This is a genomic window from Streptomyces sp. NK08204 (assembly GCF_020400585.1).
Classification (GTDB): Bacteria; Actinomycetota; Actinomycetes; order Streptomycetales; family Streptomycetaceae; genus Streptomyces.
In genome coordinates this window covers 78,450-102,149 of the sequence record NZ_JAINVF010000019.1, presented here as the reverse complement: position 1 = coordinate 102,149, position 23,700 = coordinate 78,450, and the positions used below count along the sequence as shown (strand labels likewise).

Below are 23,700 nucleotides of genomic sequence, written 5' to 3'. Positions count from 1 at the left end.
CCTGCCAGCATGACTGCCCGTCGTGATCATGTACCAGTGCCCGCCTCAGCGGTTGGCCAGGAACGCGGTGAGGCTGAATGGTGATTGCCCGGCGTCGCACGGTCGGCCCCGAACGCTCCCGTATCCGGGTGATGAGGGTCATCGCCAGAATGAACGTGGGCGGTCCGGCCCTCCAGGTCTCCACACTGATGCGGGGGCTCGACCCCGAGCTGTTCGACCATCGCCTGTACGCCGGGTTCGTCGGTCCGGACGAGGCCGACTACGTGGTTCAACGGGCCCCCGATGTGCAGGTCTGCCGGGTACCCACCCTGGGCCGGGCGGTGCGGCCCACCGACGACCTGCGTGCGCTGGCCGAACTGACCGCCGCGATGCGCCGGTTCCGACCGCACATCGTGCACACGCACACAGCCAAGGCAGGCGCACTCGGACGTGCGGCGGCCGTGCTCGCGCGGGTGCCGGTACGGGTGCACACGTTCCACGGCCACCTCCTGCACGGCTACTTCACACCGGCGAAGACACGGCTGCTGGTCCAGGCCGAGCGCAGCCTGGCGGCCGTCACCGACCGGCTCGTGGCGGTGGGGTGCAGCGTCCGTGACGATCTCCTGGCCGCTGGAATCGGCCGGCCCCGGCAATACGCCGTGGTCCCGCCCGGCACCACACTGGCCGCGCCTCCGTCGCGCTCGCAGGCACGCGAGGAGCTCGGCCTGCCGCAGGAATGCCCCGTCGTGGCCTATGTCGGGCGGGTGACGAGGGTCAAGCGGCCCGATCGGTTCCTGTCGGTGGCCCGCGAGGTCCGCCGCACCGTGCCGAACGCCCGGTTCCTGGTCTGCGGGGAAGGTGACCTGCAAGGCGACCTGGAAACAGCCGCCGATCTGCGCGAGTCGCTGCACCTGCTGGGCTGGCGCGCTGATGTGGAGACCGTCTACGCAGCCGCGGATCTGGTGCTGCTCACCTCTGACAACGAGGGCATGCCGGTCAGCCTCATCGAGGCGGGTCTGGCCGGCGTACCGGCAGTGGCGACGAACGTGGGCAGCGTGGCAGAGGTGGTACGGGACGGGCACACCGGGTTTCTGGCCCCTCCCGACGCCGGTGACCTCACCCGACACGTCGTCAGGCTCCTGGGTGACGACCGGCTCCGCCACCGCATGGGGCAGCAGGCCCGCTCTTGGACGACACAGCGGTTCGGGGCCGAACGCCTGGTCCGGGACACCCACGACCTCTATGCCTCCATCGCCGGCGCACGCGGCTGGTGGCCGACAGCCCTACCGAAAGGTGTGAATCGTTGAACATCGTAGTGACCGGAGGCGCCGGCTTCATCGGATCGAACCTCTGCCGGGAGCTGGCCGCCCATGCCTCGGTCAGCAAGGTCGTCGCCCTGGACGACCTGAGCACCGGTTCGGCGGCCAATCTCGCGGGCGTGGACGTGGAACTGGTCGAGGGCAGCATCCTCGACCGGGACCTGGTCGGCGATGTGGTGGCGGGGGCCGACGCCGTGGTCCATCTGGCGGCGCGACCGTCCGTGCCGCGTTCCCTGGCGGACCCGTTTGCCAGCCATGAGGCCAACGCCACCGGCACGGTGCGCGTGCTCGAGGCGTGCCGCCGCCGGCTCACCCACGTGGTCGCCGCGTCGTCGTCCTCGGTGTACGGCTCGGTCACCGACCTGCCCAAGCACGAGAATCTGCCGACCCGTCCGCTCAGCCCCTACGCGGCCAGCAAGCTCGCGACCGAGTCCTATGTGCTCGCCTACGGAGCGGCCTTCGGCCTGCCGGCCCTTGCCTTCCGCTTCTTCAATGTCTACGGCCCGCTGCAGCCTGCCGGACACGCCTACGCCGCGGTCGTTCCGGCCTTCATCGACGCGGCGCTGCGCGGTCGACCGCTGACGGTCTTCGGGGACGGCCACCAGACTCGCGACTTCACCTACGTCGGCACGGTCGCACGGGTGCTCGCCGACGCCGTCCTGCGGAAGGTGACCTGCGCAAGCCCGGTCAACCTGGCCTTCGGCACCCGGGTCAGCGTCCTGGAACTCGCGCACCACCTCGCCAAGACGCTGGAACTGGCGGTCGAGATCCGTCATGAGGCACCTCGCCGTGGTGACGTGCGGGACTCCCAGGCCGACGACGGGGTGCTCCGCAGTCTCTTCACCAACCTCGAGGCCGTCCCGCTGGAACAGGGACTGTCCGAGACCGTCCGGTGGTTCCGCTCCCTGCCGGCCTACGCCGGCAGCGCTTCGTAGGTTCCCGTTCTGCCGGCCGGCAGGGGCCGGCCGCGCAGGTGCAGGTGCCGGTCCAGCACCTCAGCAGTTCCTGAAGGAGACCGAGGACCTGCTGGGGGCTCAGACCGGCACCTGCGCTCTCTGGTGTCGGCATCCCAGCGGTGCCGCCATCGACGAGGCCGGGCAGGGACGGGCCGCCTGACCGCAGCGGGACGGCGTGGGCGGATCCCGCCCGCCACCAAGTGGGCTGATAGGGCAGGCCGGTTCGGCAGCCCCGTGCCAGGCGGGTTCTCGGTGTCGGTGGCCGCGTGCACACCCAGCGGACCAGGCCGTTGGGAGGCCGGGCAGGGACGGGCCGCCTGACCGCAGCGGGACGGGGTGGACGGATCCCGCCTGCCACCAAGTGGGCTGATAGGGCGAGCCGTTCGGCAGCCCCGTGTCAGGCCGGGTTCTCGGTGTCGGTGGCCGCGTGCGCACCCAGCCGACCAGGCCGTCGGCCCGCTCGCCCGGCGCACCGCAGCACACAGCAGGGGCCTGGTGCGTCCGTCTGCCGTGCAGTTGGACGCACCAGGCCCCGCTCCCCTTGCCGCTCGGCCGGCGGTCCGGAGAAGACCTCACGGCCGCTGCGGCCTGTGACCGGGCCCCCCTTGCGACGGCGCTCACGGCTGCGGTCCACGCCAGGCGCGAGCAGCCTCGTACAGATGGTGTACCGCCGGCTGACAAGGGGAGGCCGCGGCCCGCGCGTCAGCCCCGACTGCCGCACGGTTCGCCCCGAACAGGCGCCCTGTACGGGGCCGAGGACACCCGGGCCGCCTCGGGCACCACCCTGTCACAGGATCTCGACACGCTCCCCCCGGCAGCGGTTGCGGGTGTCGAGCACGTAGGCGCCGGCCTCTTCGACGAGCGCGTAGTCGAAGGCATCGTGGTCGGTCGCCACGACGATCACGTCGGCCGCCCGGACCTCTGCCTCGGTGAGTTCCACACGGGTGATCTCCGGGGGAACCAGGTAGGAGTCGGTGTGCGGCTCCGCCACGACCAGCCGGGCGCCGAGCTGGAGCAGCGACCGCGCGAGAACGAGAGCCGGCGACTCCCGGATGTCGCCGGTGTTCTTCTTGTAGGCGAGGCCGAGTTGCAGTACCCGGGACCCCTTGACCGACTTGCCACGTTCGTTCAGTCCACGGGTGATCCGCCGGACGACGTGATCAGGCATGTGGTCGTTGATCTCGTTCGCCAGCGTGATGAACCGGAGGTCCTGCTTGAGCAGCCTCTTGACCTGCCAGGACAGGTAGGAGGGGTCCACCGGCAGGCAGTGCCCGCCCACGCCCGGACCAGGCCTGAACGGCATGAATCCGAACGGCTTGGTGCTTGCGGCCTCGACCGCCTCCCAGATGTCCGCCCCCAACTGACGTGACACCACGGCCATTTCGTTGACCAACGCGATGTTGACGTGGCGGTAGGTGTTCTCCAGCAGCTTGGTCAGCTCGGCGGTCCGGCAGGAGTTCACCGGCACGGTGCGCTCCACGATGTCGCCGTAGAAACGCTCGATGCTGCGCAGCGACGCGGCATCGATCCCGGAGACCACCTTGGGCGTGTTCTCCAGGCGCCAGTCCGGGTTCCCCGGGTCGATGCGCTCTGGGCTGTAGCCCAGGTGGAAGTCGCCGCCCGCCTTCAGGCCGCTGCCCGCCTCCAGCAGCGGACGCAACAGGGTGTCGGTCGTCCCCGGATACGTGGTGGACTCCAGGACCACGGTGGCGCCGGGTGCGAGGTGCGGGGCGATGTTCCGTCCGGCGCACTCCACGTAACTCAGATCGGGCACACCATCGCGCAGTGGCGTCGGCACGGTGATGACACACACGTCGAAACCGTCGGTGTGCTCGTAGGCGGTGGTGGCGCGGAAGCGGCCGCTGTCCACGGCGGCCAGGAGACGCGTGTCGTCGATGTCTTCGATGTAGGAGTCACACGCCCCCAGGCGCTTCACGCGCAACTCGTCCGTGTCCACGCCGATGACGGAATACCCTGCTTCGACGCCTCGCACGGCCAGGGGAAGGCCTACGTACCCCAGCCCTACGACAACCAGCTTGCCCCTGTGGATGTTGCGTTCCTGACGCACCCTCATCACTCCTTTGTTGCAGGGGGTGGCATATGCCATCTCCCATTGATGCATGCCGGTGCGCTCGGTCGAGATTCTGCGGGAATGTGTCTCACCGGCATCACCTTGATTCCGTAATCGGCAGACGCGCCGGGGGGCCAGGTTCAGTTGACGAGGTTTCAATTTCCGCTATTCATCGCATAGGTGAACGTTGGCTCAGCCATCGAGATCTGTGGAACCCGACCCCACCCGAAACCGGAGTGAAGCCGCGCATGGATCGAAGCTCGAAGTATCTTGTCACCGGTGGAGCCGGCTTCATCGGCTCCCATCTAGTGGACGCGTTGCTGGCCAACGGACACAGCGTCGTGGTCCTCGACGACCTCACCACCGGACGGCAGGAAAACCTCACCCAGAACTGGACCGACCCGCGTTTCCGTTTCCGTCATGGCTCGGTCCTGGACGCGCCGCTCGTGGACGAGCTGGTACAGGAGTGTGACACCGTCATCCATCTGGCTGCGGCCGTAGGGGTAAAACTCATCGTCGAGAAGCCGCTGCAGTCGTTCATCACGAACACAAAAGGCACCGAGACCGTCATCGAGTCCGCGCAGCGGTACGATCGCAGAATCCTGATCGCCAGCACTTCGGAAATCTACGGAAAGAACTCCTCCGGTCCCCTCGACGAGACCTCCGACCGCATCCTGGGAAGCCCGTCCATCGCCCGCTGGTCGTACAGCACGGCCAAGGCGGTGGACGAGATCATGGCCTGCCTCTACCACCAGGAGCGAGGACTGAGGTCGACCGTCGTCCGGTTCTTCAACACCGTGGGGCCCCGCCAGAGTCCGGCGTACGGAATGGTCATCCCGCGCTTCGCCAGGCAGGCCGTGCGCGGCGAACCCCTGACGATCCATGGGGGAGGCCGCCAGCGGCGTTGCTTCCTGCACGTCGCCGACGCCGTCGCGGCGCTGCTGCTCCTGCTGGAAGAACCGGGGGCGGTCGGGGGGACCTTCAACATCGGCGCGGACGGCGAGATCAGCATCCTCGACCTGGCCGACCGGGTCATCGCTCAGGCCGAGAGCGTCTCGACGGTGGAGCACGTGTCGTACGCCGATGCGTACGGACCAGGCTTCGAGGACATGGAACGACGCGTCCCCGACACGACGAAGCTGCGCGCCCTGACCGGCTGGCGGCCTCGGCACACTCTCTCCGACGTCATCGCCGACGCGATCGCCGACGCCCGTGCCGCATGGGGCGACAAGCTGCCGGCCCGCGGGCCGGGCGCCCCGGAGCAGCGTCGTCCCGTGGGTCAGGATCCCGTTGCCGGGACCGCTCTGGCGGGGCGGTGGCCGGTGTGAGTACGGAGGTGGCGACGGTGGGCGCGGGCGGCGTGGCCCTGCTGCTCGGACTACTGCTGACGGAGCCGCTGAGGCGCTTCGCCCTGCGCCGTGGGATCACCGACCGCCCCAGCGGTCGCAAGGCGCACACCAGGCCGACGCCTTATCTCGGCGGTATCGCCATCGCGGTCGCCACCCTTGCCGCGGGTGTGGCCGCCGCGCTCGCCGGGAGCGCCTTCGACCCGGTTCTCGCGGTCGTGCTCGGGAGTGCCGCTCTCATGTGCGTTCTCGGGCTCATCGACGATCTGCGTCAGCTCAGCCCGCGACTTCGGCTGTGCGTGGAGACGTCGGCCGCCTCGGCGGTGGTGGTGGCAGGAGGGCATCCCACCGTCTTCGGCGGCACGTTCGACGCGGTGTTCGCCGTCGTATGGATCGTCTTCGTGACGAACGCCTTCAACCTGCTCGACAACATGGACGGTGCCGCGTCGTCCCTGTCTGTCGTCATCGGCGGATTCCTCTGCCTGACCGCACTGGCCGACGGTTCCATGGGCCTGGCCGCGGTGATGGCGGCCCTCGGCGGCTCCTGTCTCGGTTTCCTGTTCCACAACAGGCATCCGGCACGGATCTTTCTCGGTGACGCAGGCTCGCTCTTCGTCGGCTTCATGCTGGCCTCGACCATGATGGTGGTCCACAACGACGCCGAAGGCCTTTCCGGGCCCGCCAGCCTTCTGCTCGCCACCCTGGTCCCGACCTTGGACACCACGCTGGTGATGCTTTCCCGCTACCGCGAGTCGAGGCCCCTGATGCAGGGCGGCCTGGACCACATCGCTCACCGGTTGCGACGGCTGGGCATGACGGTTCAGCAGGTCGTCCGGTGCCTCAGCGTCTTCGCGGTGGCGGGCTGCCTGGCGGCGATGCTGGTGACCCACGGGCTGCTCGCTCCCGGCATCGCACTCGTCGTCGTCTCCGCCACGAGCGTCGGCGCGGTGGGGCTGCTGCTCAAAGTCCCCGCCGGCGCGACCGCTGTGCCGCACGCCGACGTCCCGGCCTGGACGGCTGTGGCCGACGGTGCCCGCTGCACGGTGCCGCCGTCACGGGATCAGTCTCGGGAACCACGGAAGGACACCACGCTGTTGCCGGCCCCGGGCACTCCGGCCGGGTAGCGGTGATACCGCAGACCTCCGGCGTCGGTTTTCCCCTCTTCGGTCGCTGGTCCCGTGCGACGCGCGGGACCAGCGACCGGGTGTCCGCTGTCTTCAGTCAGCCGACGGAACTCCGCTCACTTCGCGCGGACACGGATGACTCTGGCCGGATTTCCCGCAACGACTGCCTCGGCGGGAACATCCTTCGTCACCACGCTTCCGGCCCCCACGGCAGCACCTCGACCGATGGTCACACCCGGGAGAACCGTCACGCGGGCGCCGAGGAAGACGTCTTCTCCCACGACGATGTCCGAATGCACCGAGGCGTGGTCACGAAAGTTCCCTCCGGATTTGGGAACGGGATGGTCCCCGGTGATGAAAAGACAATCCGGCCCCATGGTCAGATGCTCGCCGAGGGACACGCTGCCCAGACCGAGGAACTGGGTTCCCTGCCCGATCCCGGCGTGCTTTCCCATCCGCAGGGACGGCGGGAGCCCGACGCGGGCGTTGATCGTGACCGGCAACCGTACGTCTTTGCAGATCTTGTGCGCGCACCAGCCGCGCAGGCTACGGGCACCTGGCACGCGCCAGTGCAGCCGCTGTGCGAACAGTTTGTAGAAGCAGCGGACACCGAGGACAAAGAGTCGATTCTTCATATCGGTGCTCCCTTCTGTCGGCGCGGAATTCGAGGCGGTGGGCGCATGCTGGAGAAGGAAACCGGCGCCCTCTGACACGCGGACGGGCGACCGTCAAAACCGCGACTCGGATCAAGGTGCGGCATATGCTATTCCAGACCATGGAGGCTTCGCGGAAAGAAACAGGTTGTGCCGCACATGCCGCTGACTGAAGAAACATGCGCATCACCGGCCCCGGCTGCCCAGGACGAAGGACTGCGTCGATTTCCCAGCAGAGTCTGCCTGATGATCGGTCAGCTGGGCCTCGGCGGCGCGGAGAAACAGCTTGTCCTGCTCGCCCGGGGACTGAGTGCCCGGGGCGTGCGGACCCATTTGCTGGTCATGTTCGAGAAAGGGCCGCGGGAGGAGGAACTCCAGGGCTCCGGCGTGCGCGTCGTGGAACTCGGGTTTCGCGCCCGGTCCCACGGCTGGACCTCGTACGTCGCCAACATCCGCGCCTTCGTCCGCCTCGTGGTCTTCCTGCGCAAGGAAAGGCCACAGGTCTTGCAGGCCTTTCTGTTTTTCGCCTACGTGATGGCCGCCCCCGCCGCGCGACTGGCGCGCGTACCGGTGCTCGTGGCAGGACGGCGGAGCCTCGGCTACTTCAAGAAGGACCACCGTCCGGCGCTCGCCGTGGAGCGGATCGCCACACGGTGGACGGACTTCGTGGTCGCCAACGCGACCGCGATCGCGGACGAGGTCCGGCGTGACGAGGGAGTGCCGGCCGCCAAGATCTCCGTCATCCCCAACGGAATGCGGCCGAGCGAGTTCGAGCCCGCCGAGCCCGCCGATGTCCCCACCTCCCTCCCCGTGGTGTTGTGCGTCGCCAACCTCGGCCCTCACAAAGGGCATCGGTACCTCCTCGAGGCATGCGCGGCACTGCGGAGCAGCGGACACCCTTGCACCCTTGTCCTCATCGGTGACGGCTCCGAGCGCACCTCGCTGGAACAGATGGCCGACCGCCTGGGCATCGACGTGCGGTTCCTCGGGGCCCGTACCGACGTGGCCGGTTTCAGGGCCCGGGCCGACGTGGTCGTCCTGCCGTCCCTGTACGAGGGTTCCAGCAATGCCGTCATGGAGGCCATGGCGGCCGGCCTGCCGGTGGTGGCGACCGCGGTGGGCGGTACCCCGGAGCTCCTTGAGGAACGGGGAGTGCTGGTCCCCCCTGCGGACGTGACCGCCCTCGCCGAAGGACTCCGTCAGGTGCTCTGTGACCGGGACGCTGCCGCTGCCCTCGGACGCAAGGCCCGCGAGTGGGCCATGGCGAATCTCACGGCCGACGTCATGGTGGAACGCTACGTCACCCTGTACCGGCAGCTGCTGGAGCACCGTCCCACGACGTAGCGGAACGCCGACACGCTCAGGGTGCCGATGTGTTCCGCCTTGGCATCGCACGTTTCCCGATCAGCCCCACCGGGCTGTTCGCCGCCCGGGAGGTTCCCCGACACAGTGGCTGACCGCAGACCGCAATTCGTCTCGATGCTGATGGCGCGCGGGGGCGCCGTCGTCATGGGTGTTCTCGCCAGTGTCGTCGTGGCCAGAGCGCTGCCCCCCGAAGGGCGTGGAACCTACTACATGGCTGTCACCGTGGCCACCACCGCCATGGCGCTGGGCCACCTGTCCGTCGAACAGGCCCAGACCGCCATGTGGCCGGAGAAGGGACGACGGACCTCCCTGGACGCGAACAGCGTCCCGCTCGGGCTGCTCGTCGGTACCGCCGCGGCCGTGGTGGCGATCGGGCTGGGGCTGGTGTTCCAGGGGCGCGGCAACCTGCCGGGCTTCCCGCTCCTGGCGACGGCCTGTGTGGGCGTGCCCCTCGGCGTGGGTGTGCTGTACGGGACGAACATCGCCCTCCTGCGCGACCGTTCTCGTGCGGCGGCACGGGCGACGCTGGCGAGTGCCGTCGTCCAGTGCCTCTGCCTGGTCGTCCTCGGCGTGACGAGGCACCTCACCGTGGGGACGGTGGTGATCGTCTGGGTGCTCTCGTTCGCCGTCTCCCTGGCCGTACTGGTCGCTGCGGGCGGAGTCAGCGTCGGGTGGCCCGACGTACGCCTGGCCAAGGCGACGTGCGTCAACGGAGTGCGGTTTCACGCCGGCACCGTCGCCGCGTACCTGTTGCTCCGGTCGGACGTCTTTCTGCTCAACTCCCTGGGCGGCCGACGGGAGGTCGGGGTCTACACGCTTGCGGTGACGCTGTCGGATCTGAGCCGACTGACCGTCGACGTGTGCGCGCAAGTCACCTTGTCCCGCCAGTCCGGCCACGATGTCAGGGACTCCGCGGTGGTCACGGCGCGGATCGTCCGGTTCATGCTGCTGCTGGGCCTCGTGTCCGGGGCGACGACCGTGACCGCGGTGTCGGTCCTGGTCATTCCGCTGTACGGCCATGCGTACGCGGAGGCGGCCACGGTCGTCGCCTGGCTGGTGCCCGGAATCCTGTTGCTGTCCGCCGGCCGGCCTCTGTCCATTTTCCTGCTGCGCATGCGATCGTCGCGCATCGTCGTGCTGCCGTCGCTGATCGCTCTGGTGGTGAACGTCGGGCTGAACGTCGTCCTGATTCCCCTCTGGGGTGCGGTCGGCTGCGCCGTCGCGTCCACCGTGGCCTACACGGTCGTGGTCATCTTCCAGGTGACGTACTTCAGCCGGATGAGCGGAGTCAGTTGGAAGTGTCTGCTCCCGACGGGCGCCGAGACGGCGCGGGTCACGATGGAAGTCAGGCGTCGCTGCAGGGAACTGAACCTCGGCCGGGTGGCCTGACCGATGAGGTGCCGCCCCCCCCCGCGGACCGCGCACGGGAGGTGTCACCCGCCGGTGGGGGAACCGAGAGTGAAGACGAACTCGTTGCAGCCGATGCTGCCTCTGCAGGTCTTCAGGTGGCGCAGTTCGAAGCCACGCTCGCGACAGAAGGTGAAGACCTTCTCCGGAGTGGCGACCTCGAAGGGGAAGCCCCCCACCCAGTCGACGAGGTCGTGCTTGCGTGACATGCCCCGGCGCCGGGGAACGGTCGTGGTCGCCGAGCTGCCCCCGACGCGCTTGGCCAGCCTCATCGCGGCAGACAGCGGGTAGTGCCTGCCGAGGTAGAGCACGCTGCCGGCCAGCAGCACCTGGCGTGCCACGGCCCCGGACGTGTTGTAGCGCCGTTTCACGGACGTCCAGACGCGACTCTCCGCCCCCTGGTCGTTGTAGATCGACACGTACAGCGTTCCGCCGGGGGCGACCAGGCCGCACGTGGCCTCCATCGCGGCCCAGAGATTGCCGGTGTGGTGCAGCACGCCCCACGAGTAGACGACGTCGGCCTGCTCCAGCCCGCGTACGAACGTCGCGTCGAGGATGGAGGCGCGCTGGATGCTCCAGTCGCTGTCCGGGGCGAATTCCTGGCGCAGCTTCTCGGTCGCCCGGACCGAGTCGGGGTCGTAGTCGAACGACTGTACTCGCGCACCCATGCGCAGGGCCGCCAGCGAGAAGAGGCCGCTTCCGCAGCCGACGTCCAGGAACCTGCGTCCCGTGAGATCGGACGTGCCGAGAGCGGACTCCAGCGACTCCCTGGCGCCGGCGATGCGTTCTTCGTCGATGAGCTGCCCGAATCGGAGCCAGTTCCTGCCGAAGGCGAAGCGCCGGCCTTGGCTGATTTCGGTCTGGCAGTCGATCATTCGGCTTCCTTACGTGGTGGAGGGGAGGGGTGAGGGATCTTTCTTCCGGTGTGCGGCGTGGCCCATCAGGCAGCCCAGAGAGATCCAGAAGGGGGTGGAGACCACGAAGCTGGTCAGCGCGTTGGCGAAGAGCAGTCCGACCGCGAATGCCGCACACAGTGACTGGAGGATCGAGTGATCCGCCGCGTACCTGCGGACGAGCCCGAGCCACAGCAGCGCCACCAGGAGCGCAAGAGTCACCGATCCGGTCTCGGCCGCCAGCCTGAGGTAGTCGTTGTGGGTGTCGATGTAAATGCCCAGAGTGGACGAGGTCCTGGCGTATTCGGGGAACAGCCCGTATCCGATGCCCCGCAACGGATGGTCGAGTGCGACCCGCAGGGCGAGGGCGGCGGCCTGCTTGCGCACTTCGGTGTTCGCGGTGAGCTCGGTCGACGTCCTGCTGCCCGTAAGGTCCCCCTGTACCGAGTCCAGGGCTTCCGGCAGCGCCTGCGTCGCGACGATCAGCGCCAGCGCGATCAGCACCTTGTACCGCACCGGACGGCCGGCGAGAAGAACGCCGGCCAGCCCGACCGCGGCCATCAGAAAAGCCCCTCGGGACCGGGTTTCCACCAGGGCGGAGGTACAGACCACGGCCGGTCCGAGCCACACCCAGGTGCGGTGGAACCGCGCCAGCCCGATGGTGGCCACCAGGGCGAGCGCCAGGACGGCTCCCACGTAATTGGGGTTCAGGCCGAGACCCGTCAGGCGGCCGGAGGCATATTCCCCCCGGGCGAGGAGGTACCCGGCGACACCCGCGCCCGCACCGCCCACGAGCTGCGCGATCCGTCGAGGGTCGGGGGGTGCCAGCATGGAGGCCGCGAGCATACCGAGCCCCGCAAGCATCAGGGCACAGCCCTTCCATTGGTGCTCGATACGGAGCGATTCCGGCGGCAGTAGACAACTCAGCGTCACGGCACAGGCCATGAGCAGGATGAGAAGCAGTTCCAGACGCGCCCGCAGCCCGTTCAGTGTGAGCCGGACCAGGAGCAGTCCCACGCCACCGACGACCGTCACGTACAGCGGCGAGCCGCCGGAGTGCACGACGGCGATCACCGGCACGAGCCCGAGCAGCATCAGCAGCGCCACGTCCGGCCGCGGCCAGACGATGACGGCGAAGGCGATCGCCACTGCCGCCGCGGTGGCCGCCGCGCCGTGGAACAGCGCCAGGTAGACGATGACCGGGCCCGCGGCCAGCAGTGCCACCCGGTCGATCACGACGGCGGGGAGCGATCTCATGGCCGGCCTGTTGGTGATCAGCACTCGTCCTCCGTGGAACCGTCGGCGAGGATCCTCATCGAACCGCCTCGCCCGAGGCCGGACATCTGCAGGGGGAATCGGACCGGGGCAAGAGGATGTTCGTCGCCGGTCATCCGATCGATCGCAACGGCTCTTCGGCATGCACCGGCGGGCCGGACACGGGCTGGTCGACGAACCTGCGGTGCCAGAGTTCGAACTGCATCAGCGCCCAGATCCGTCGCGCGTGGTTCTCTCCGGCCTCGTGCTCCTCCAGCATGGTCCTGACGGCGTCGGGCCGGAAGAACCCCCGGTCCACCGCCGTCCGGTCGGTCAGCACGTCCCACGCCACGTCCTTGAGCTCCGTACGCAGCCAGTGAGCCAGCGGAACACCGAACCCCTGTTTGGGCCGATGCAGCACCTCGTGGGGGAGCCAGTCCTCCAGCGACTTCTTCAGCAGGTACTTGGTCGTGCCGTGACGCACCTTCAGCTCGGCGGGCAGGCGCGCCGCCCACTCCATGAGGTGGTGGTCCAGGAACGGTGACCGGGCCTCCAGCGAGTTGGCCATGGTGCTGATGTCCACCTTCACCAGGAGGTCGCCGGGAAGGTAGCTGTTCACGTCCACATCCATCAGCTGGTTCACCCGGCTCACCGCCCGCGACTCACGGAACGCCCGGTCGAGCAGGACGTAGCTGTCGACTCCGGACGTAGCCTCGCGCTGCTGTTCGGTGTAGAGGGCGTGCTTCTGCTCCGGCAGGAAGTACGACATCATCCGGGCGTAACGACGCTGGGACGTCTCGCTCAGCACTGTCAGGGCCAGGCCGGCCCTGCGCAGTCGCGAGCCGGCCGGAGCGGTGGCGAGAAGGGACCGTCCCAGGCGCCCGAAGGCCGGTCGGGTGGCTTTCGGGACGGAGAACCGTTCCATGCGGGCCAGGCGGGCGTAGCGCGTGTAACCACCGAACGACTCGTCGCCGCCGTCTCCGTTCAGGGCGACCGTCACGTGCCGGCGGCTCAGTTGGGCGACGTAGAAGGAGGGAATCGCGGAGGAGTCGGCGAACGGCTCGTCGAAATACCACGCGAGGGTGGGCAGGACGTCCAACGCGGAGGCGTCCACGACGAATTCGTGGTGATCGGTGCCGTATCGCTTCGCCACCGCACGAGCGTGTGACCGCTCGTCGAACCGGGCGTCGTCGAAACCGATGGAGAAGGTCTTCACGGGCTGTCCGGAGATCCGGGCCATGGCCGCGACGACGGCGGAGGAATCGATGCCGCCGGACAGGAAGGCACCCAGAGGCCGCTCCGACACCATGCGGATCCGTGTGGCCTCCAGGAGCAGCTCCCGGGTCCGCTCGGCCGCCTCCTGTTCACTCGTGACGGAGCCCGGTGAGAAGTCGAGCGACCAGTAACGCCGCACCCGGGACTGGCCGCCCTGCCAGGTGAGGAGAGAGCCGGGCGGCAGTTTGCGGACACCGCTGAGGATCGACCACGGCGCGGGCACGTACTGGTAGGTCAGGTAGTGGTGGAGGGCGACGGGATCCACCTCGCCACGGCTGGGAGCGGTCGCGCTCAGCGCCTTGAGTTCGGATGCGAAGGCGAGCGAACCGTGAGCGTCCCGGTAGTACAAGGGCTTCTTGCCGACACGGTCACGAGCCAGCAGCAACCGCTCCTTGCCCGCGTCCCACAAGGCGAACGTGAACATGCCGCGGAGGTGGTGGACCAGGTCCTCACCGTGTTCCTCGTACAGGTGGACGATGCATTCGCTGTCGCCGTGCGTACGGAAGGTGTGACCGCGGCGCAGCAGATTGTCGCGCAGTTCCGGGTAGTTGTAGATCTCCCCGTTGAAGACGGCGACCACGCTGCGGTCCTCGTTGAAGACGGGCTGGTCTCCACCCTCGACGTCGATGATGGCGAGCCGCCGCATGCCGAGGGCGACATGGTCCGCGGTGTGGAAGCCCTCTCCGTCCGGACCACGATGGGTGAGAACGTCGCACATCGCCTTGACGGCTGCCGGATCGGGTGACGTCGTCGACACCATGCCCGCTACACCGCACATCGGCCCTCCCTGTTGAGGTGTGAAAGATAAGGAAAGGTAAGTGGATCAACCAACGCATCCGAAAAGGACCATACCGGCGCAATCAGTACATAGCGGGCAACCCGCAGGGCCGTGGTGCCATTGGGTGACGGCCTTTCCTATGCGCCGCTTCCCGGGCACGCCGGGCCAGGGCGCACGGTCACCCGCAGCGGGCGGGACAGTTGTTGGCGCAGCACCCTCGGTGGCTGATCGGACGCGGGCTCCAGCAGACGCAGTGTCACCGTGCGGCGCTCGGCCGCGGGCACCTCGACGTCGAACGTGTAGACCGGATGTCCCCGTTCGATGCCCGGGGACGCGAGGACACGCTTTCCGCCCTCACTCGCCTCGACCAGTCGTGCCCCCGCGGTCGCGAAGTAGGAGACCAGCAGGCGGTTGTCGCCCTGGTGGGTCGAGTGAGCGGGCTTGTCCAGCCGGTCCGTCACGTAGGTGGGGAGGCCTGCGGACGGAGCGCGGTTCACGAGCACGGCCTTGACGGTGACCTCACGGCCGGCGGCGGTGCAGCGACCGGAGGACCACTCCAGCGTGCGGTCGAGGTAGTAATCCAGCTTGGTGCCCGCCGCGTTGTTGACCACCAGCCCGGCGTAGGGTTCGGGCCCCCGCGACACGGATCCGCCGACCGGGCGCGCCGCCAGCTCCTGTTCCTCCTCCGCATGGGCACTCCATGCGGACATCTGCCCGCTGCCCAGCACCTTGTACAGGCCCTGAAGCAGGGCGGGGCGCTGCCGGGGGTCCCCGGCGGCGACCAGCATCCGTCCGGCAGCGGCGCGCGCCACGTCCAGCAGGAAGGCCTTCCGCCTGACGGGGTCCGGGTACATCGCGTAGTTGGCCCGCTCGGTGAGATCCACCGCGTTCCCGGCCGTGACGAGAGTGCCGTCGGCCGTCCGCGCCGGCCCGACAGCCGCCAGCAGTCTCGCGAGCGCCTCCGGACCCAACGACATGACCCCGTCGACGCGTTCCCCGCTCCTGACACGCCATGCGGCGGACCAGATGCGCGCGGCGTAGGGAAAATGCGGGCTCATATTGGAGTTGGGCCAGGTCTTCACCGAATCGTAGGGCGCGTACATGGCCGCGAACTCGGCACCGAGGTTGACGTCGGGCCGGGCGGTCGCCATGTCGGTGTCCCGTCCGAACTCCGGCAGCGCCAGCCGGCCCCGGTCGGCCGTCAGCACGGCGTAAGCACCGGGCATGCCGCCGGTACCACGCGCCTCCGCCGGGTTCTGAAACACCAGGAGGTAACGTCTCAGGCCGCCCTCCCCCAGCATGGGAGGCAGCAGGCGGGCGCCGGCAGCGGCGTTGTCCATGGCGGGCGCCATCCGGTCGAGCCCGCCGAGGAACTGGCTTCGGACGCGGTCCACAGGGGACAGCCAGGTTCGCTGCGGCAGTCCGTCCACCTCCGCCCGGGCCACGGCCACCTCACGTGCGGCATACCCCAAGTCCGGTGCGGCCCGCCGTAGTTCGGAGAGATTGATGTGACTGCCACCGGCCTCTGCGGTGAGACGATCGACGCTCCGTACCACGGCGGGCAGCGCTTTTCCGCCCAGTCGGTCGAGCGCGTCGGTCGTCCCCCGTACGGTCTGGAAGGGACCGCCGATGCCGGGCAGGGACGCTGCCAGGTACCACGCCGGTCCGGTGGTGAGCGAGTGCGCGCGTTCGGCCCGCTCCGCCAGGGAACGAGCAGCCTGCCGGGCGAGTAGGCCGCGGCTCGCGCCCTGCCCTGCCGCCGAGGTCGCCCGGGGGGCCGCCGTCAGCGAACTGCGCAGTGTCTTCAAGTCACCTCGGGCCGCGGCGAGTTCCCCACGAGCCAGCAGGCCGGTGACGACGATCCAGCCCGCCCCCGCGAGCAGAAGACCCGCGAGGACCCACAGCAGCGGCCTGGCACGACGACGATGTTGTCGCAGGAGGTCTGCGAGCGCGGACAGGGCTGAACTGCCGGGAAGTGTGCGGTCGGTCCACGGCATGGCAGGCCCTCAGTCCCGCCCGGCACGAGGGGATGGGCCGTGGCCTTCGAGGGTGGGACATCTGAGCATGGGGATCGGGCTCCTCCCAAAGGGCGCAGGCCGACTGCTCGCGCGGTTGCCTCAGTGGCCCGGGGCGGCTGTTCCACCGTTGGTATCACCTCCGCGCCCTCCCCACGCGTATACGCCGCCGAGGATGTCCACTAATGCATGGGGCCCGGGACCTTTCGGGGGCGGAGCTCGGTGCCCACTTCGTGGTGGCCGGGAAGCGGCCTCTCCACATCGGCTCAGACCTTGATCACTCGGGTGCCGGTGCCGCACAGCATGAGGAGATCCTCCGGGTCTGAAGTCAGGATCGGCGGCCACGATAGGCGGGCGCGCTGGCGGAGGTGCTCGGCAGCTCCCTCGGCCGCGGCGTGCGCCAGCTGGTGGCGACGCGGATGTCCTCGGCCTCGGGCCAGCCACTCGGTGAGTTCGGGGGAGCGTCGTACGAGTTTGGACAGGCCTTCGCAGTCCAGGACGAGGGTGCCGCTCACGCGGTGTCCGCCGAATCGGCCGCGTCGCCGCGCAGGAGGGCTCGCTTGGCCTCGACGGCAGCCTGGTCGACGGGGCCGTGTTCGGTTTCGGCGTCCTCGATGAGTTCGCGCAGCCGCTCGCGTTCCAACTGGCGCTGGATGAGGGCTTCGACGTAGGCGGAGGAAGGCCCTGACAGCGCTGAAAGATGCGAACGCGCTGGTCAGGGCCTGTTCCGTCAGCACTCGATGATGTTCACCGCGAGCCCGCCCCGGGCCGTCTCCTTGTACTTCACGGACATGTCCGCTCCGGTCTCCTTCATGGTCTTGATGACCTTGTCCAGGGAGACCTTGTGGGAGCCGTCGCCGCGCATCGCCATCTTCGCGGCCGTGACCGCCTTCACCGCGGCCATGCCGTTGCGCTCGATGCAGGGGATCTGGACCAGGCCACCGACCGGGTCGCAGGTCAGGCCCAGGTTGTGCTCCATGCCGATCTCGGCCGCGTTCTCCACCTGCTCGGGGGAGCCGCCGAGCACCTCCGCCAGCGCGCCCGCCGCCATGGAGCAGGCGGAGCCGACCTCGCCCTGGCAGCCGACCTCGGCGCCGGAGATGGACGCGTTCTCCTTGAAGAGCATGCCGATCGCGCCCGCGGCCAGCAGGAAGCGGACCACGCCGTCCTCGTCGGCGCCCGGCACGAAGTTGATGTAGTAGTGCAGGACCGCCGGGATGATGCCGGCCGCGCCGTTCGTCGGGGCCGTGACCACCCGGCCGCCCGCCGCGTTCTCCTCGTTCACGGCCATCGCGTAGAGCGTGATCCACTCCATCGCGTGCGCCAGCGGGTCGCCCTCCGCGCGCAACTGGCGGGCCGACACCGCGGCGCGGCGGCGGACCTTGAGGCCGCCGGGCAGGATGCCCTCGCGGGACATGCCGCGCGAGACGCACGCCCGCATCACCTGCCAGATGTCCAGCAGGCCCGAGCGGATCTCCTCCTCCGTGCGCCAGGCACGCTCGTTCTCCAGCATCAGCGAGGAGATCGACAGGCCCGTCTCCTTCGTCAGGCGCAGGAGTTCGTCGCCGGTGCGGAAGGGGTACTTCAGGACCGTGTCGTCCAGCTTGATGCGGTCCTCGCCCACCGCGTCCTCGTCCACGACGAACCCGCCGCCGACCGAGTAGTACGTCTTCGACAGGATCTCGGCGCCCGCGCTGTCGTACGCCCAGATCGTCATGCCGTTGGCGTGGTACGGCAGCGCCTTGCGGCGGTGCAGGACCAGGTCGTCGTCGAAGGAGAACGGGATCTCGTGCTCGCCGAGCACCTTCAGACGGCCCGCCGCCTTGATCGCCTCCACCCGCTCGTCCGCCGTCTCCACGTCCACCGTGCGCGGCGAGGCGCCCTCCAGGCCGAGCAGGACCGCCTTCGGGGTGCCGTGGCCGTGACCGGTCGCGCCGAGCGAGCCGTACAGCTCGCAGCGCAGGTTCGCGACCGAGCCGAGCAGGTCCTCGTTGCGCAGCCGACGGGCGAACATCCGGGCCGCGCGCATCGGGCCGACCGTGTGGGAGCTGGACGGGCCGATGCCGATCGAGAACAGGTCGAAGACCGAGATGGCCACGGGGAACTCCTCAATGGGGGGTGGTGCAGGGTGATGCCGGGCTGCAGGGGTGGTGCAGAGGTACCGGGGTGACACAGGGGCAGGGGTGCTGCCGGGAGGGGGCGCGGAGCACCGCGCACACCGGACACGTGTTCTTCCAGTGTGCGCGGTTTCCGCACAGAGGTGACTTACTTGTTCAGGCCCGGGTACAGCGGGTGCTTGTCGGCGAGCGCCTTCACGCGCGCCTTCAGGGCCTCCGCGTCGTACGACGGCTTCAGGGCCTCGGCGATCACGTCCGCGACCTCGGCGAAGTCCTCGGCCGTGAAGCCGCGGGTGGCGAGGGCGGGCGTGCCGATCCGCAGACCCGAGGTGACCATCGGCGGACGCGGGTCGTTCGGGACGGCGTTGCGGTTGACCGTGATGCCGACCTCGTGGAGGCGGTCCTCGGCCTGCTGGCCGTCCAGCTCGGACGCGCGCAGGTCGACCAGGATCAGGTGCACGTCCGTGCCGCCGGACAGGACGTTCACGCCGGCCTCGCGGGCGTCGGCGGCCGTCAGGCGCTCGGCGAGGATCCTCGCACCCTCGACCGTACGGCGCTGGCGCTCCTTGAAGTCCTCCGAGGCGGCGACCTTGAAGGAGACCGCCTTGGCCGCGATCACGTGCTCCAGGGGACCACCCTGGAAGCCCGGGAACACGGACGAGTTCAGCTTCTTCGCGAAGTCCTTCTTCGCGAGGATGATGCCGCCGCGCGGGCCGCCGAGCGTCTTGTGCGTGGTGGAGGTCACCACGTCCGCGTACTCGACCGGGTTCGGGTGCAGACCCGCCGCGACCAGGCCCGCGAAGTGCGCCATGTCGACCCACAGGTAGGCCTCGACCTCGTCCGCGATCCGGCGGAACTCGGCGAAGTCCAGCTGGCGCGGGTACGCCGACCAGCCAGCGATGATCACCTTCGGGCGGTGCTCCTTGGCGAGCCGCTCGACCTCGGCCATGTCGACCAGGCCGGTCTCGACGTCCACGTGGTAGGCGACCACGTTGAACTGCTTGCCGGAGAAGTTCAGCCGCATGCCGTGCGTCAGGTGGCCGCCGTGCGCGAGGTCCAGGCCGAGGATGGTGTCCCCGGGCTGGGCCAGCGCGAACAGCGCCGCCTGGTTGGCGGAGGCACCGGAGTGGGGCTGCACGTTGGCGTACTCGGCGCCGAACAGCTCCTTGATCCGGTCGATGGCGATCTGCTCGGCGACGTCGACGTGCTCGCAGCCGCCGTAGTAGCGGCGGCCCGGGTAGCCCTCGGCGTACTTGTTGGTCAGCACCGAGCCCTGCGCCTCCATCACCGCGAGCGGCGCGAAGTTCTCGGAGGCGATCATCTCCAGCGTGGACTGCTGGCGGCCGAGCTCGGCGTCGACCGCGGCGGCGATCTCCGGGTCCAGCTCGTGCAGGGGCGTGTTCAGTACGGTCATCCGGGTACGACTCCTCAGCCGGCGGTGTAGGCGGTGTACTCGTCGGCGGAGAGCAGGTCGGCCGGCTCGTCGGTGACGCGCACCTTGAACAGCCAGCCGCCCTCGAAGGGGGCGGAGTTGACCAGGCCCGGCTCGTCCACGACGTCCTGGTTGATCTCGGTGATCTCACCGGAGACCGGCGAGTACAGCTCGCTGACCGACTTGGTCGACTCGAGCTCGCCGCACTCCTCGCCCGCGGTCACGGTGTCACCGACCTCCGGGAGCTGGACGAAGACGACGTCGCCGAGCGCGTTGGCCGCGTGCTCCGTGATGCCGACCGTCGACACGCCGTCCTCGGCGTCCGACAGCCACTCGTGCTCCTTGCTGTAACGCAGCTGCTGGGGGTTGCTCATGGTCTGAATTCTCCTGTACGCGGGAGTGTGCTGGTGAGTGGGGACTGCTGGAACCGCTGATGAGCAGGCGAAATGTGCGCGGTATCACGCCACGGCGGCACGCCGACGGCGTCACGCCGGGGGACGGACCGCGCTCAGTGCCTACTTCTGGCGCTTGTAGAACGGCAGCGCCACGACCTCGTACGGCTCGTGGCTGCCTCGGATGTCGACGCCGACTCCCTCGGTGCCCGGCGCCGCGTACGCCGCGTCGACGTACGCCATGGCGATCGGCTTGCCCAGCGTGGGGGAGGGGGCGCCCGAGGTGACCTCGCCGATCACCTCGCCGCCGGCGACGACGGAGAACCCGGCGCGCGGCACCCGGCGGCCCTCGGCGATCAGACCGACCAGCACACGCGGCGGGTTCTGCTCGGCACGGGCAGCGGCCTGCGTGAGCGCCGCGCGGCCCACGAAGTCGCCCTCCTTCTCGAACTTGACCACACGGCCGAGACCGGCGTCGAAGGGGGTCAGCGAGGTGCTCAGCTCGTGCCCGTACAGCGGCATGCCCGCCTCCAGGCGCAGCGTGTCCCGGCAGGACAGGCCGCACGGGACCAGGCCGACGCCCTCGCCCGCCTTGGTCAGCGCCTGCCACAGCTCCACGGCGTGCTCCGGCTTCACGAACAGCTCGAAGCCGTCCTCGCCGGTGTAGCCGGTGCGCGCGATCAGGGCGGGGACGCCGGCGACCGTGCCGGGCAGGCCCGCGTAGTACTTCAGACCGTCCAGGTCGGCGTCCGTGAGCGACTTCAGGATGCCGGGGGACTCCGGGCCCTGGACCGCGATCAGCGCGTACGCGTCCCGGTCGTCGCGCACCTCGGCGTCGAAGCCGTCGACCCGCTCGGTCAGCGCGTCCAGCACGACCTGGGCGTTGGAGGCGTTGGCCACGACCATGTACTCGGTCTCGGCGAGCCGGTAGACGATCAGGTCGTCCAGGATGCCGCCGTCGGCCTGGCAGATCATGGTGTAGCGGGCGCGGCCGACACCGACGGAGGCGATGTTGCCGACCAAGGCGTGGTTCAGGAAGGCCGCCGCATCGGCGCCGGTCACCGTGATCTCGCCCATGTGCGAGAGGTCGAAGAGCCCGGCCTTGGTCCGGACCGCGTTGTGCTCGTCGCGCTCGGAGCCGTAGCGCAGCGGCATGTCCCAGCCGGCGAAGTCGGTCATCGTCGCACCGAGCGAACGGTGCACCGCGTCCAGCGCGGTGTGGCGGAGTCCAGTGGGTTCGGTACTGCTCATCGGTCGGTCGTCTCCCAGGGCAGGCATGGCGAGGAACGTTCCTCCCCATCTGTCATCGGAACCTGAGAGGTTCGCCACGACCGCCAAGGGGACGATCACGGCTTGCACCTTGGGTGGAGCCACTGTCGCAGCGGCCCGCTTTTCAGATGTGCCTCGCCCGCGCGGTAACGGGGCCTGAGAGATTCAAGGGAGGGACTTGCTCCTTCGGCGCCCCAGCGAGACGACTGCTGGGGACTCTCCCGCGCGGATTCAAGCGGCCGGTATGCAGTTGGCGGGCACATCATTGCACGCGTGGACGCCGCTCGTCAGGCCCCACCTGTAACCGACCTGTGGCAGTACGGGCACCGAACCGCCGGACACCGCGCATTACCTTCCCTTTACACACGGGGGGCAGGGAGACCGGAACGGGATCTCCGAGCCGCAGGGGAGGACGATGACGGTGAACAGGACGACGGCCTACGCCACCACCGGCGGCATCGCGGTACCCCGGCAGCCCTCCGGCCCGGCCCGCGAGCGCCGTCTCGCCGGGCTGCGTCTCGCGGGGCGCCGCGCCGCCCGTACCGCCGGGCGGCCCGCCCCGGTCGTGCGCGACCTGCGCGGGCGCGCCGGCCGCAGCCCCCGGACCCTGACCTTCGGCCGCGACGACCTGGTCGTGATCACCGGCCTGCCCGGCAGCGGCAAGTCCACCCTCATGCACCGTGCGGTCCCCGGCCGCCGCGTCGACTCCCAGGACACCCGCGAGCGCTGGGCCGCCCGCCTGCCCCGCGTCCTGCCCTACGCCCTCTACCGCCCCCTGGTCCGCCTCGCCCACTACGGCGTCCTGCGGCATGCCCTCGGGACCGGCGAGGGAGTCGTCGTGCACGACTGCGGCACCCAGCCCTGGGTGCGCGGCTGGCTGGCCCGCGCCGCCCGCCGCCGTGGCGGCACCCTGCACCTGCTCGTCCTCGACGTCACCCCGGACACGGCCCGCGCGGGCCAGCGCGAGCGCGGCCGGGGCGTCTCCCGGTACGCCTTCCGCCGCCACCGCCGTACGACGGCCCGGTTGCTCGGCGCGGTGGAGCGCGGTGAACTGCCCGGCGGCTGCGGCTCGGCGCTCCTGCTGGACCGGGAGGCGGCGGACGCCCTGGAGCGGATCTATTTCGCGCGGTGAGGGTCTGTCACCGGCACCCGCTAGCCTGTGGGCCACAGCAGTGGTTCCCAGCAGGCGGTAGGCACATGGACTTCCCGGCGGACGTTCCCGCGGACTTCCCGGCACAGGCACAGGCGCACCCCCACCCGCACGGCGGTTGGCCCGGCAACGAACTGGAGGAGGTGCTGTCGGCCTCGCTCGGCGTGCCCTCCGCGGCCGGCCGGATCATCGAGGTGCTGGGCCGCAGCTTCGTCTGGATCCCGCTGCCCAATGGCGGCGGCCCGGACAGCGGCCCCCTGGACCTGCCCACGCTGGAGATCGACGGCCAGGTCTTCGTCCCGGTGTTCAGCTCCGAGGAGCAGTTCCGCCAGGTGGTCGGCGCGCACATGTCGTACACCGTCGCCCCGGCCGTCGAGTTCGCCCGCGGCCTGCCCCCGCAGGCGGGGATGGCCGTCAATCCCGGCGGTGTGGTCGGCGTCCCGCTCCCGCCGGACGCGGTCGCCGATCTCTGCCGCGCGGGCCGCACCCCGCTGGACGGGCCCAGCACCGGCGGCCGGGTCCGTCTCTTCGAGCCCGACTGGCAGGACGACCCGATCGACTTCCTCTCCGCCGCCTCCGCCGAGTTCGCCACGACGGGCGTGGTCCTCACCGCCCGCCGCTGCCTGGCCGCCATCGAGACGGCCGACCCGGTGATGTTCGTCGGCGTGGAACTCTCCCAGTGGGAGGGCGACCTGAGAGCCCGCCCCCTGGACGCCCTGGGCCGCGCCCTCGGCAAGGCCCCCGTTCCGTGGCCGGTCAACCTCGTCCTGCTCGACGTGGCCGAGGACCCGGTGGGCGACTGGCTCAGGACGAACGTCCGACCCTTCTACGAGCACGGCCACTAGCCGGCCCCGGGGGCGGCACCCCACGGGTGCGGGGCCGTGTCCGGCAGCGGCTGCGCCGCA

20 protein-coding genes and 1 riboswitch are annotated in these 23,700 nt (G+C 69.7%); of the genes, 8 read left to right on the top strand and 12 right to left on the bottom strand.

Going from position 1 to position 23,700, the window contains the following annotated elements; all coding sequences use genetic code 11:
* The first annotated feature begins 77 nt into the window (after window positions 1-77).
* Both K7G59_RS25115 and K7G59_RS25110 read left to right on the top strand, forming a co-directional pair.
* The gene (locus tag K7G59_RS25115; protein ID WP_225837932.1) at window positions 78-1,286 is read left to right on the top strand and encodes a glycosyltransferase; all 1,209 of its coding nucleotides are present in this window, start codon (window positions 78-80) and stop codon (window positions 1,284-1,286) included.
* The gene (locus K7G59_RS25110; RefSeq protein WP_225837930.1) at window positions 1,283-2,233 is read left to right on the top strand and encodes an NAD-dependent epimerase/dehydratase family protein; all 951 of its coding nucleotides are present in this window, start codon (window positions 1,283-1,285) and stop codon (window positions 2,231-2,233) included. The genes K7G59_RS25115 and K7G59_RS25110 overlap by 4 nt, the downstream gene beginning before the upstream one ends.
* An 808-nt stretch (window positions 2,234-3,041) precedes the next feature.
* Here the strand turns inward: K7G59_RS25110 and K7G59_RS25105 are convergent.
* Window positions 3,042-4,328 (bottom strand): nucleotide sugar dehydrogenase, encoded by a 1,287-nt coding sequence (locus K7G59_RS25105; RefSeq protein ID WP_225837928.1) that lies wholly within the window; start codon window positions 4,326-4,328, stop codon window positions 3,042-3,044.
* Window positions 4,329-4,573: 245 nt separating this feature from the next.
* On the opposite strand from K7G59_RS25105, the gene K7G59_RS25100 reads away from it, so the two are divergent.
* Window positions 4,574-5,653: an NAD(P)-dependent oxidoreductase gene (locus K7G59_RS25100; RefSeq protein WP_225837926.1), complete on the top strand. Its 1,080-nt coding sequence runs from the start codon at window positions 4,574-4,576 to the stop codon at window positions 5,651-5,653.
* The gene (locus K7G59_RS25095) at window positions 5,650-6,795 is read left to right on the top strand and encodes an MraY family glycosyltransferase (RefSeq protein ID WP_225837924.1); all 1,146 of its coding nucleotides are present in this window, start codon (window positions 5,650-5,652) and stop codon (window positions 6,793-6,795) included. Before K7G59_RS25100 ends, K7G59_RS25095 begins: the two co-directional genes overlap by 4 nt.
* Window positions 6,796-6,911: 116 nt before the next feature.
* On the opposite strand, the gene K7G59_RS25090 is transcribed toward K7G59_RS25095, so the two are convergent.
* A complete protein-coding gene (locus K7G59_RS25090; RefSeq protein WP_225837922.1) occupies window positions 6,912-7,430 on the bottom strand; it encodes a DapH/DapD/GlmU-related protein in 519 nt (172 codons plus the stop codon).
* Between the two features lie 264 nt (window positions 7,431-7,694).
* Between K7G59_RS25090 and K7G59_RS25085 the strand changes: the two genes are divergently transcribed.
* The gene (locus K7G59_RS25085; protein ID WP_225837920.1) at window positions 7,695-8,792 is read left to right on the top strand and encodes a glycosyltransferase; all 1,098 of its coding nucleotides are present in this window, start codon (window positions 7,695-7,697) and stop codon (window positions 8,790-8,792) included.
* A 105-nt stretch (window positions 8,793-8,897) separates the two neighbouring features.
* Complete coding sequence (locus K7G59_RS25080) at window positions 8,898-10,202, top strand: lipopolysaccharide biosynthesis protein (protein ID WP_225837918.1); 1,305 nt, start codon at window positions 8,898-8,900, stop codon at window positions 10,200-10,202.
* A 44-nt stretch (window positions 10,203-10,246) separates the two neighbouring features.
* On the opposite strand, the gene K7G59_RS25075 is transcribed toward K7G59_RS25080, so the two are convergent.
* From K7G59_RS25075 to gcvT, 10 genes are all read right to left on the bottom strand, one after another.
* Window positions 10,247-11,095: a bifunctional 2-polyprenyl-6-hydroxyphenol methylase/3-demethylubiquinol 3-O-methyltransferase UbiG gene (locus K7G59_RS25075; RefSeq protein WP_225837916.1), complete on the bottom strand. Its 849-nt coding sequence runs from the start codon at window positions 11,093-11,095 to the stop codon at window positions 10,247-10,249.
* A 9-nt stretch (window positions 11,096-11,104) separates the two neighbouring features.
* On the bottom strand, window positions 11,105-12,370 hold the full coding sequence (locus tag K7G59_RS25070; protein ID WP_225837914.1) for an O-antigen ligase: 1,266 nt from the start codon (window positions 12,368-12,370) through the stop codon (window positions 11,105-11,107).
* 130 nt (window positions 12,371-12,500) lie between these two features.
* On the bottom strand, window positions 12,501-14,420 hold the full coding sequence (gene asnB, locus K7G59_RS25065; RefSeq protein ID WP_225837912.1) for an asparagine synthase (glutamine-hydrolyzing): 1,920 nt from the start codon (window positions 14,418-14,420) through the stop codon (window positions 12,501-12,503).
* Between the two features lie 137 nt (window positions 14,421-14,557).
* Entirely contained in the window at window positions 14,558-16,417 is a 1,860-nt protein-coding gene (locus K7G59_RS25060) for a DUF4012 domain-containing protein (protein WP_225837910.1), read from the bottom strand.
* A 284-nt stretch (window positions 16,418-16,701) separates the two neighbouring features.
* Window positions 16,702-16,950 (bottom strand): hypothetical protein, encoded by a 249-nt coding sequence (locus tag K7G59_RS25055; protein WP_225837908.1) that lies wholly within the window; start codon window positions 16,948-16,950, stop codon window positions 16,702-16,704.
* Window positions 16,947-17,078, bottom strand: coding sequence for a hypothetical protein (locus K7G59_RS34770; RefSeq protein WP_263976732.1), 132 nt, complete (start codon window positions 17,076-17,078; stop codon window positions 16,947-16,949). The genes K7G59_RS25055 and K7G59_RS34770 overlap by 4 nt, the downstream gene beginning before the upstream one ends.
* A gap of 87 nt (window positions 17,079-17,165) precedes the next feature.
* A complete protein-coding gene (locus K7G59_RS25050) occupies window positions 17,166-18,533 on the bottom strand; it encodes an L-serine ammonia-lyase (protein ID WP_225837906.1) in 1,368 nt (455 codons plus the stop codon).
* A 167-nt stretch (window positions 18,534-18,700) separates the two neighbouring features.
* Entirely contained in the window at window positions 18,701-19,966 is a 1,266-nt protein-coding gene (gene glyA / locus K7G59_RS25045; protein ID WP_225837905.1) for a serine hydroxymethyltransferase, read from the bottom strand.
* A gap of 14 nt (window positions 19,967-19,980) precedes the next feature.
* Window positions 19,981-20,358, bottom strand: a complete 378-nt coding sequence (gcvH, locus tag K7G59_RS25040; protein ID WP_225837904.1) for a glycine cleavage system protein GcvH — start codon at window positions 20,356-20,358, stop codon at window positions 19,981-19,983.
* 141 nt (window positions 20,359-20,499) lie between these two features.
* Window positions 20,500-21,627: a glycine cleavage system aminomethyltransferase GcvT gene (gene gcvT, locus K7G59_RS25035; RefSeq protein ID WP_225837903.1), complete on the bottom strand. Its 1,128-nt coding sequence runs from the start codon at window positions 21,625-21,627 to the stop codon at window positions 20,500-20,502.
* A gap of 152 nt (window positions 21,628-21,779) precedes the next feature.
* A riboswitch (glycine riboswitch) is annotated at window positions 21,780-21,879 on the bottom strand.
* Between the two features lie 181 nt (window positions 21,880-22,060).
* On the opposite strand from gcvT, the gene K7G59_RS25030 reads away from it, so the two are divergent.
* Both K7G59_RS25030 and K7G59_RS25025 read left to right on the top strand, forming a co-directional pair.
* The gene (locus tag K7G59_RS25030; protein ID WP_225837902.1) at window positions 22,061-22,777 is read left to right on the top strand and encodes an AAA family ATPase; all 717 of its coding nucleotides are present in this window, start codon (window positions 22,061-22,063) and stop codon (window positions 22,775-22,777) included.
* Window positions 22,778-22,842: 65 nt separating this feature from the next.
* Window positions 22,843-23,640 carry an enhanced serine sensitivity protein SseB gene (locus K7G59_RS25025; protein ID WP_225837901.1) on the top strand — a complete coding sequence of 266 codons (798 nt, stop codon included), beginning with the start codon at window positions 22,843-22,845 and terminating at the stop codon, window positions 23,638-23,640.
* The last annotated feature ends 60 nt before the right edge of the window (window positions 23,641-23,700 follow it).

What these genes read in the sequence shown, in the direction of transcription:
- K7G59_RS25115 (WP_225837932.1), top strand. Translation starts at nt 78, where the DNA reads ATGGTGATTGCCCGGCGTCGCACGGTCGGCCCCGAACGCTCCCGTATC.
- K7G59_RS25105 (WP_225837928.1), bottom strand. Translation starts at nt 4,328, where the DNA reads ATGAGGGTGCGTCAGGAACGCAACATCCACAGGGGCAAGCTGGTTGTC.
- K7G59_RS25100 (WP_225837926.1), top strand. Translation starts at nt 4,574, where the DNA reads ATGGATCGAAGCTCGAAGTATCTTGTCACCGGTGGAGCCGGCTTCATC.
- K7G59_RS25090 (WP_225837922.1), bottom strand. Translation starts at nt 7,430, where the DNA reads ATGAAGAATCGACTCTTTGTCCTCGGTGTCCGCTGCTTCTACAAACTG.
- K7G59_RS25085 (WP_225837920.1), top strand. Translation starts at nt 7,695, where the DNA reads ATGATCGGTCAGCTGGGCCTCGGCGGCGCGGAGAAACAGCTTGTCCTG.
- K7G59_RS25075 (WP_225837916.1), bottom strand. Translation starts at nt 11,095, where the DNA reads ATGATCGACTGCCAGACCGAAATCAGCCAAGGCCGGCGCTTCGCCTTC.
- K7G59_RS25070 (WP_225837914.1), bottom strand. Translation starts at nt 12,370, where the DNA reads ATGAGATCGCTCCCCGCCGTCGTGATCGACCGGGTGGCACTGCTGGCC.
- asnB (WP_225837912.1), bottom strand. Translation starts at nt 14,420, where the DNA reads ATGTGCGGTGTAGCGGGCATGGTGTCGACGACGTCACCCGATCCGGCA.
- K7G59_RS25060 (WP_225837910.1), bottom strand. Translation starts at nt 16,417, where the DNA reads ATGCCGTGGACCGACCGCACACTTCCCGGCAGTTCAGCCCTGTCCGCG.
- glyA (WP_225837905.1), bottom strand. Translation starts at nt 19,966, where the DNA reads ATGACCGTACTGAACACGCCCCTGCACGAGCTGGACCCGGAGATCGCC.
- gcvH (WP_225837904.1), bottom strand. Translation starts at nt 20,358, where the DNA reads ATGAGCAACCCCCAGCAGCTGCGTTACAGCAAGGAGCACGAGTGGCTG.
- gcvT (WP_225837903.1), bottom strand. Translation starts at nt 21,627, where the DNA reads ATGAGCAGTACCGAACCCACTGGACTCCGCCACACCGCGCTGGACGCG.
- K7G59_RS25030 (WP_225837902.1), top strand. Translation starts at nt 22,061, where the DNA reads ATGACGGTGAACAGGACGACGGCCTACGCCACCACCGGCGGCATCGCG.
- K7G59_RS25025 (WP_225837901.1), top strand. Translation starts at nt 22,843, where the DNA reads ATGGACTTCCCGGCGGACGTTCCCGCGGACTTCCCGGCACAGGCACAG.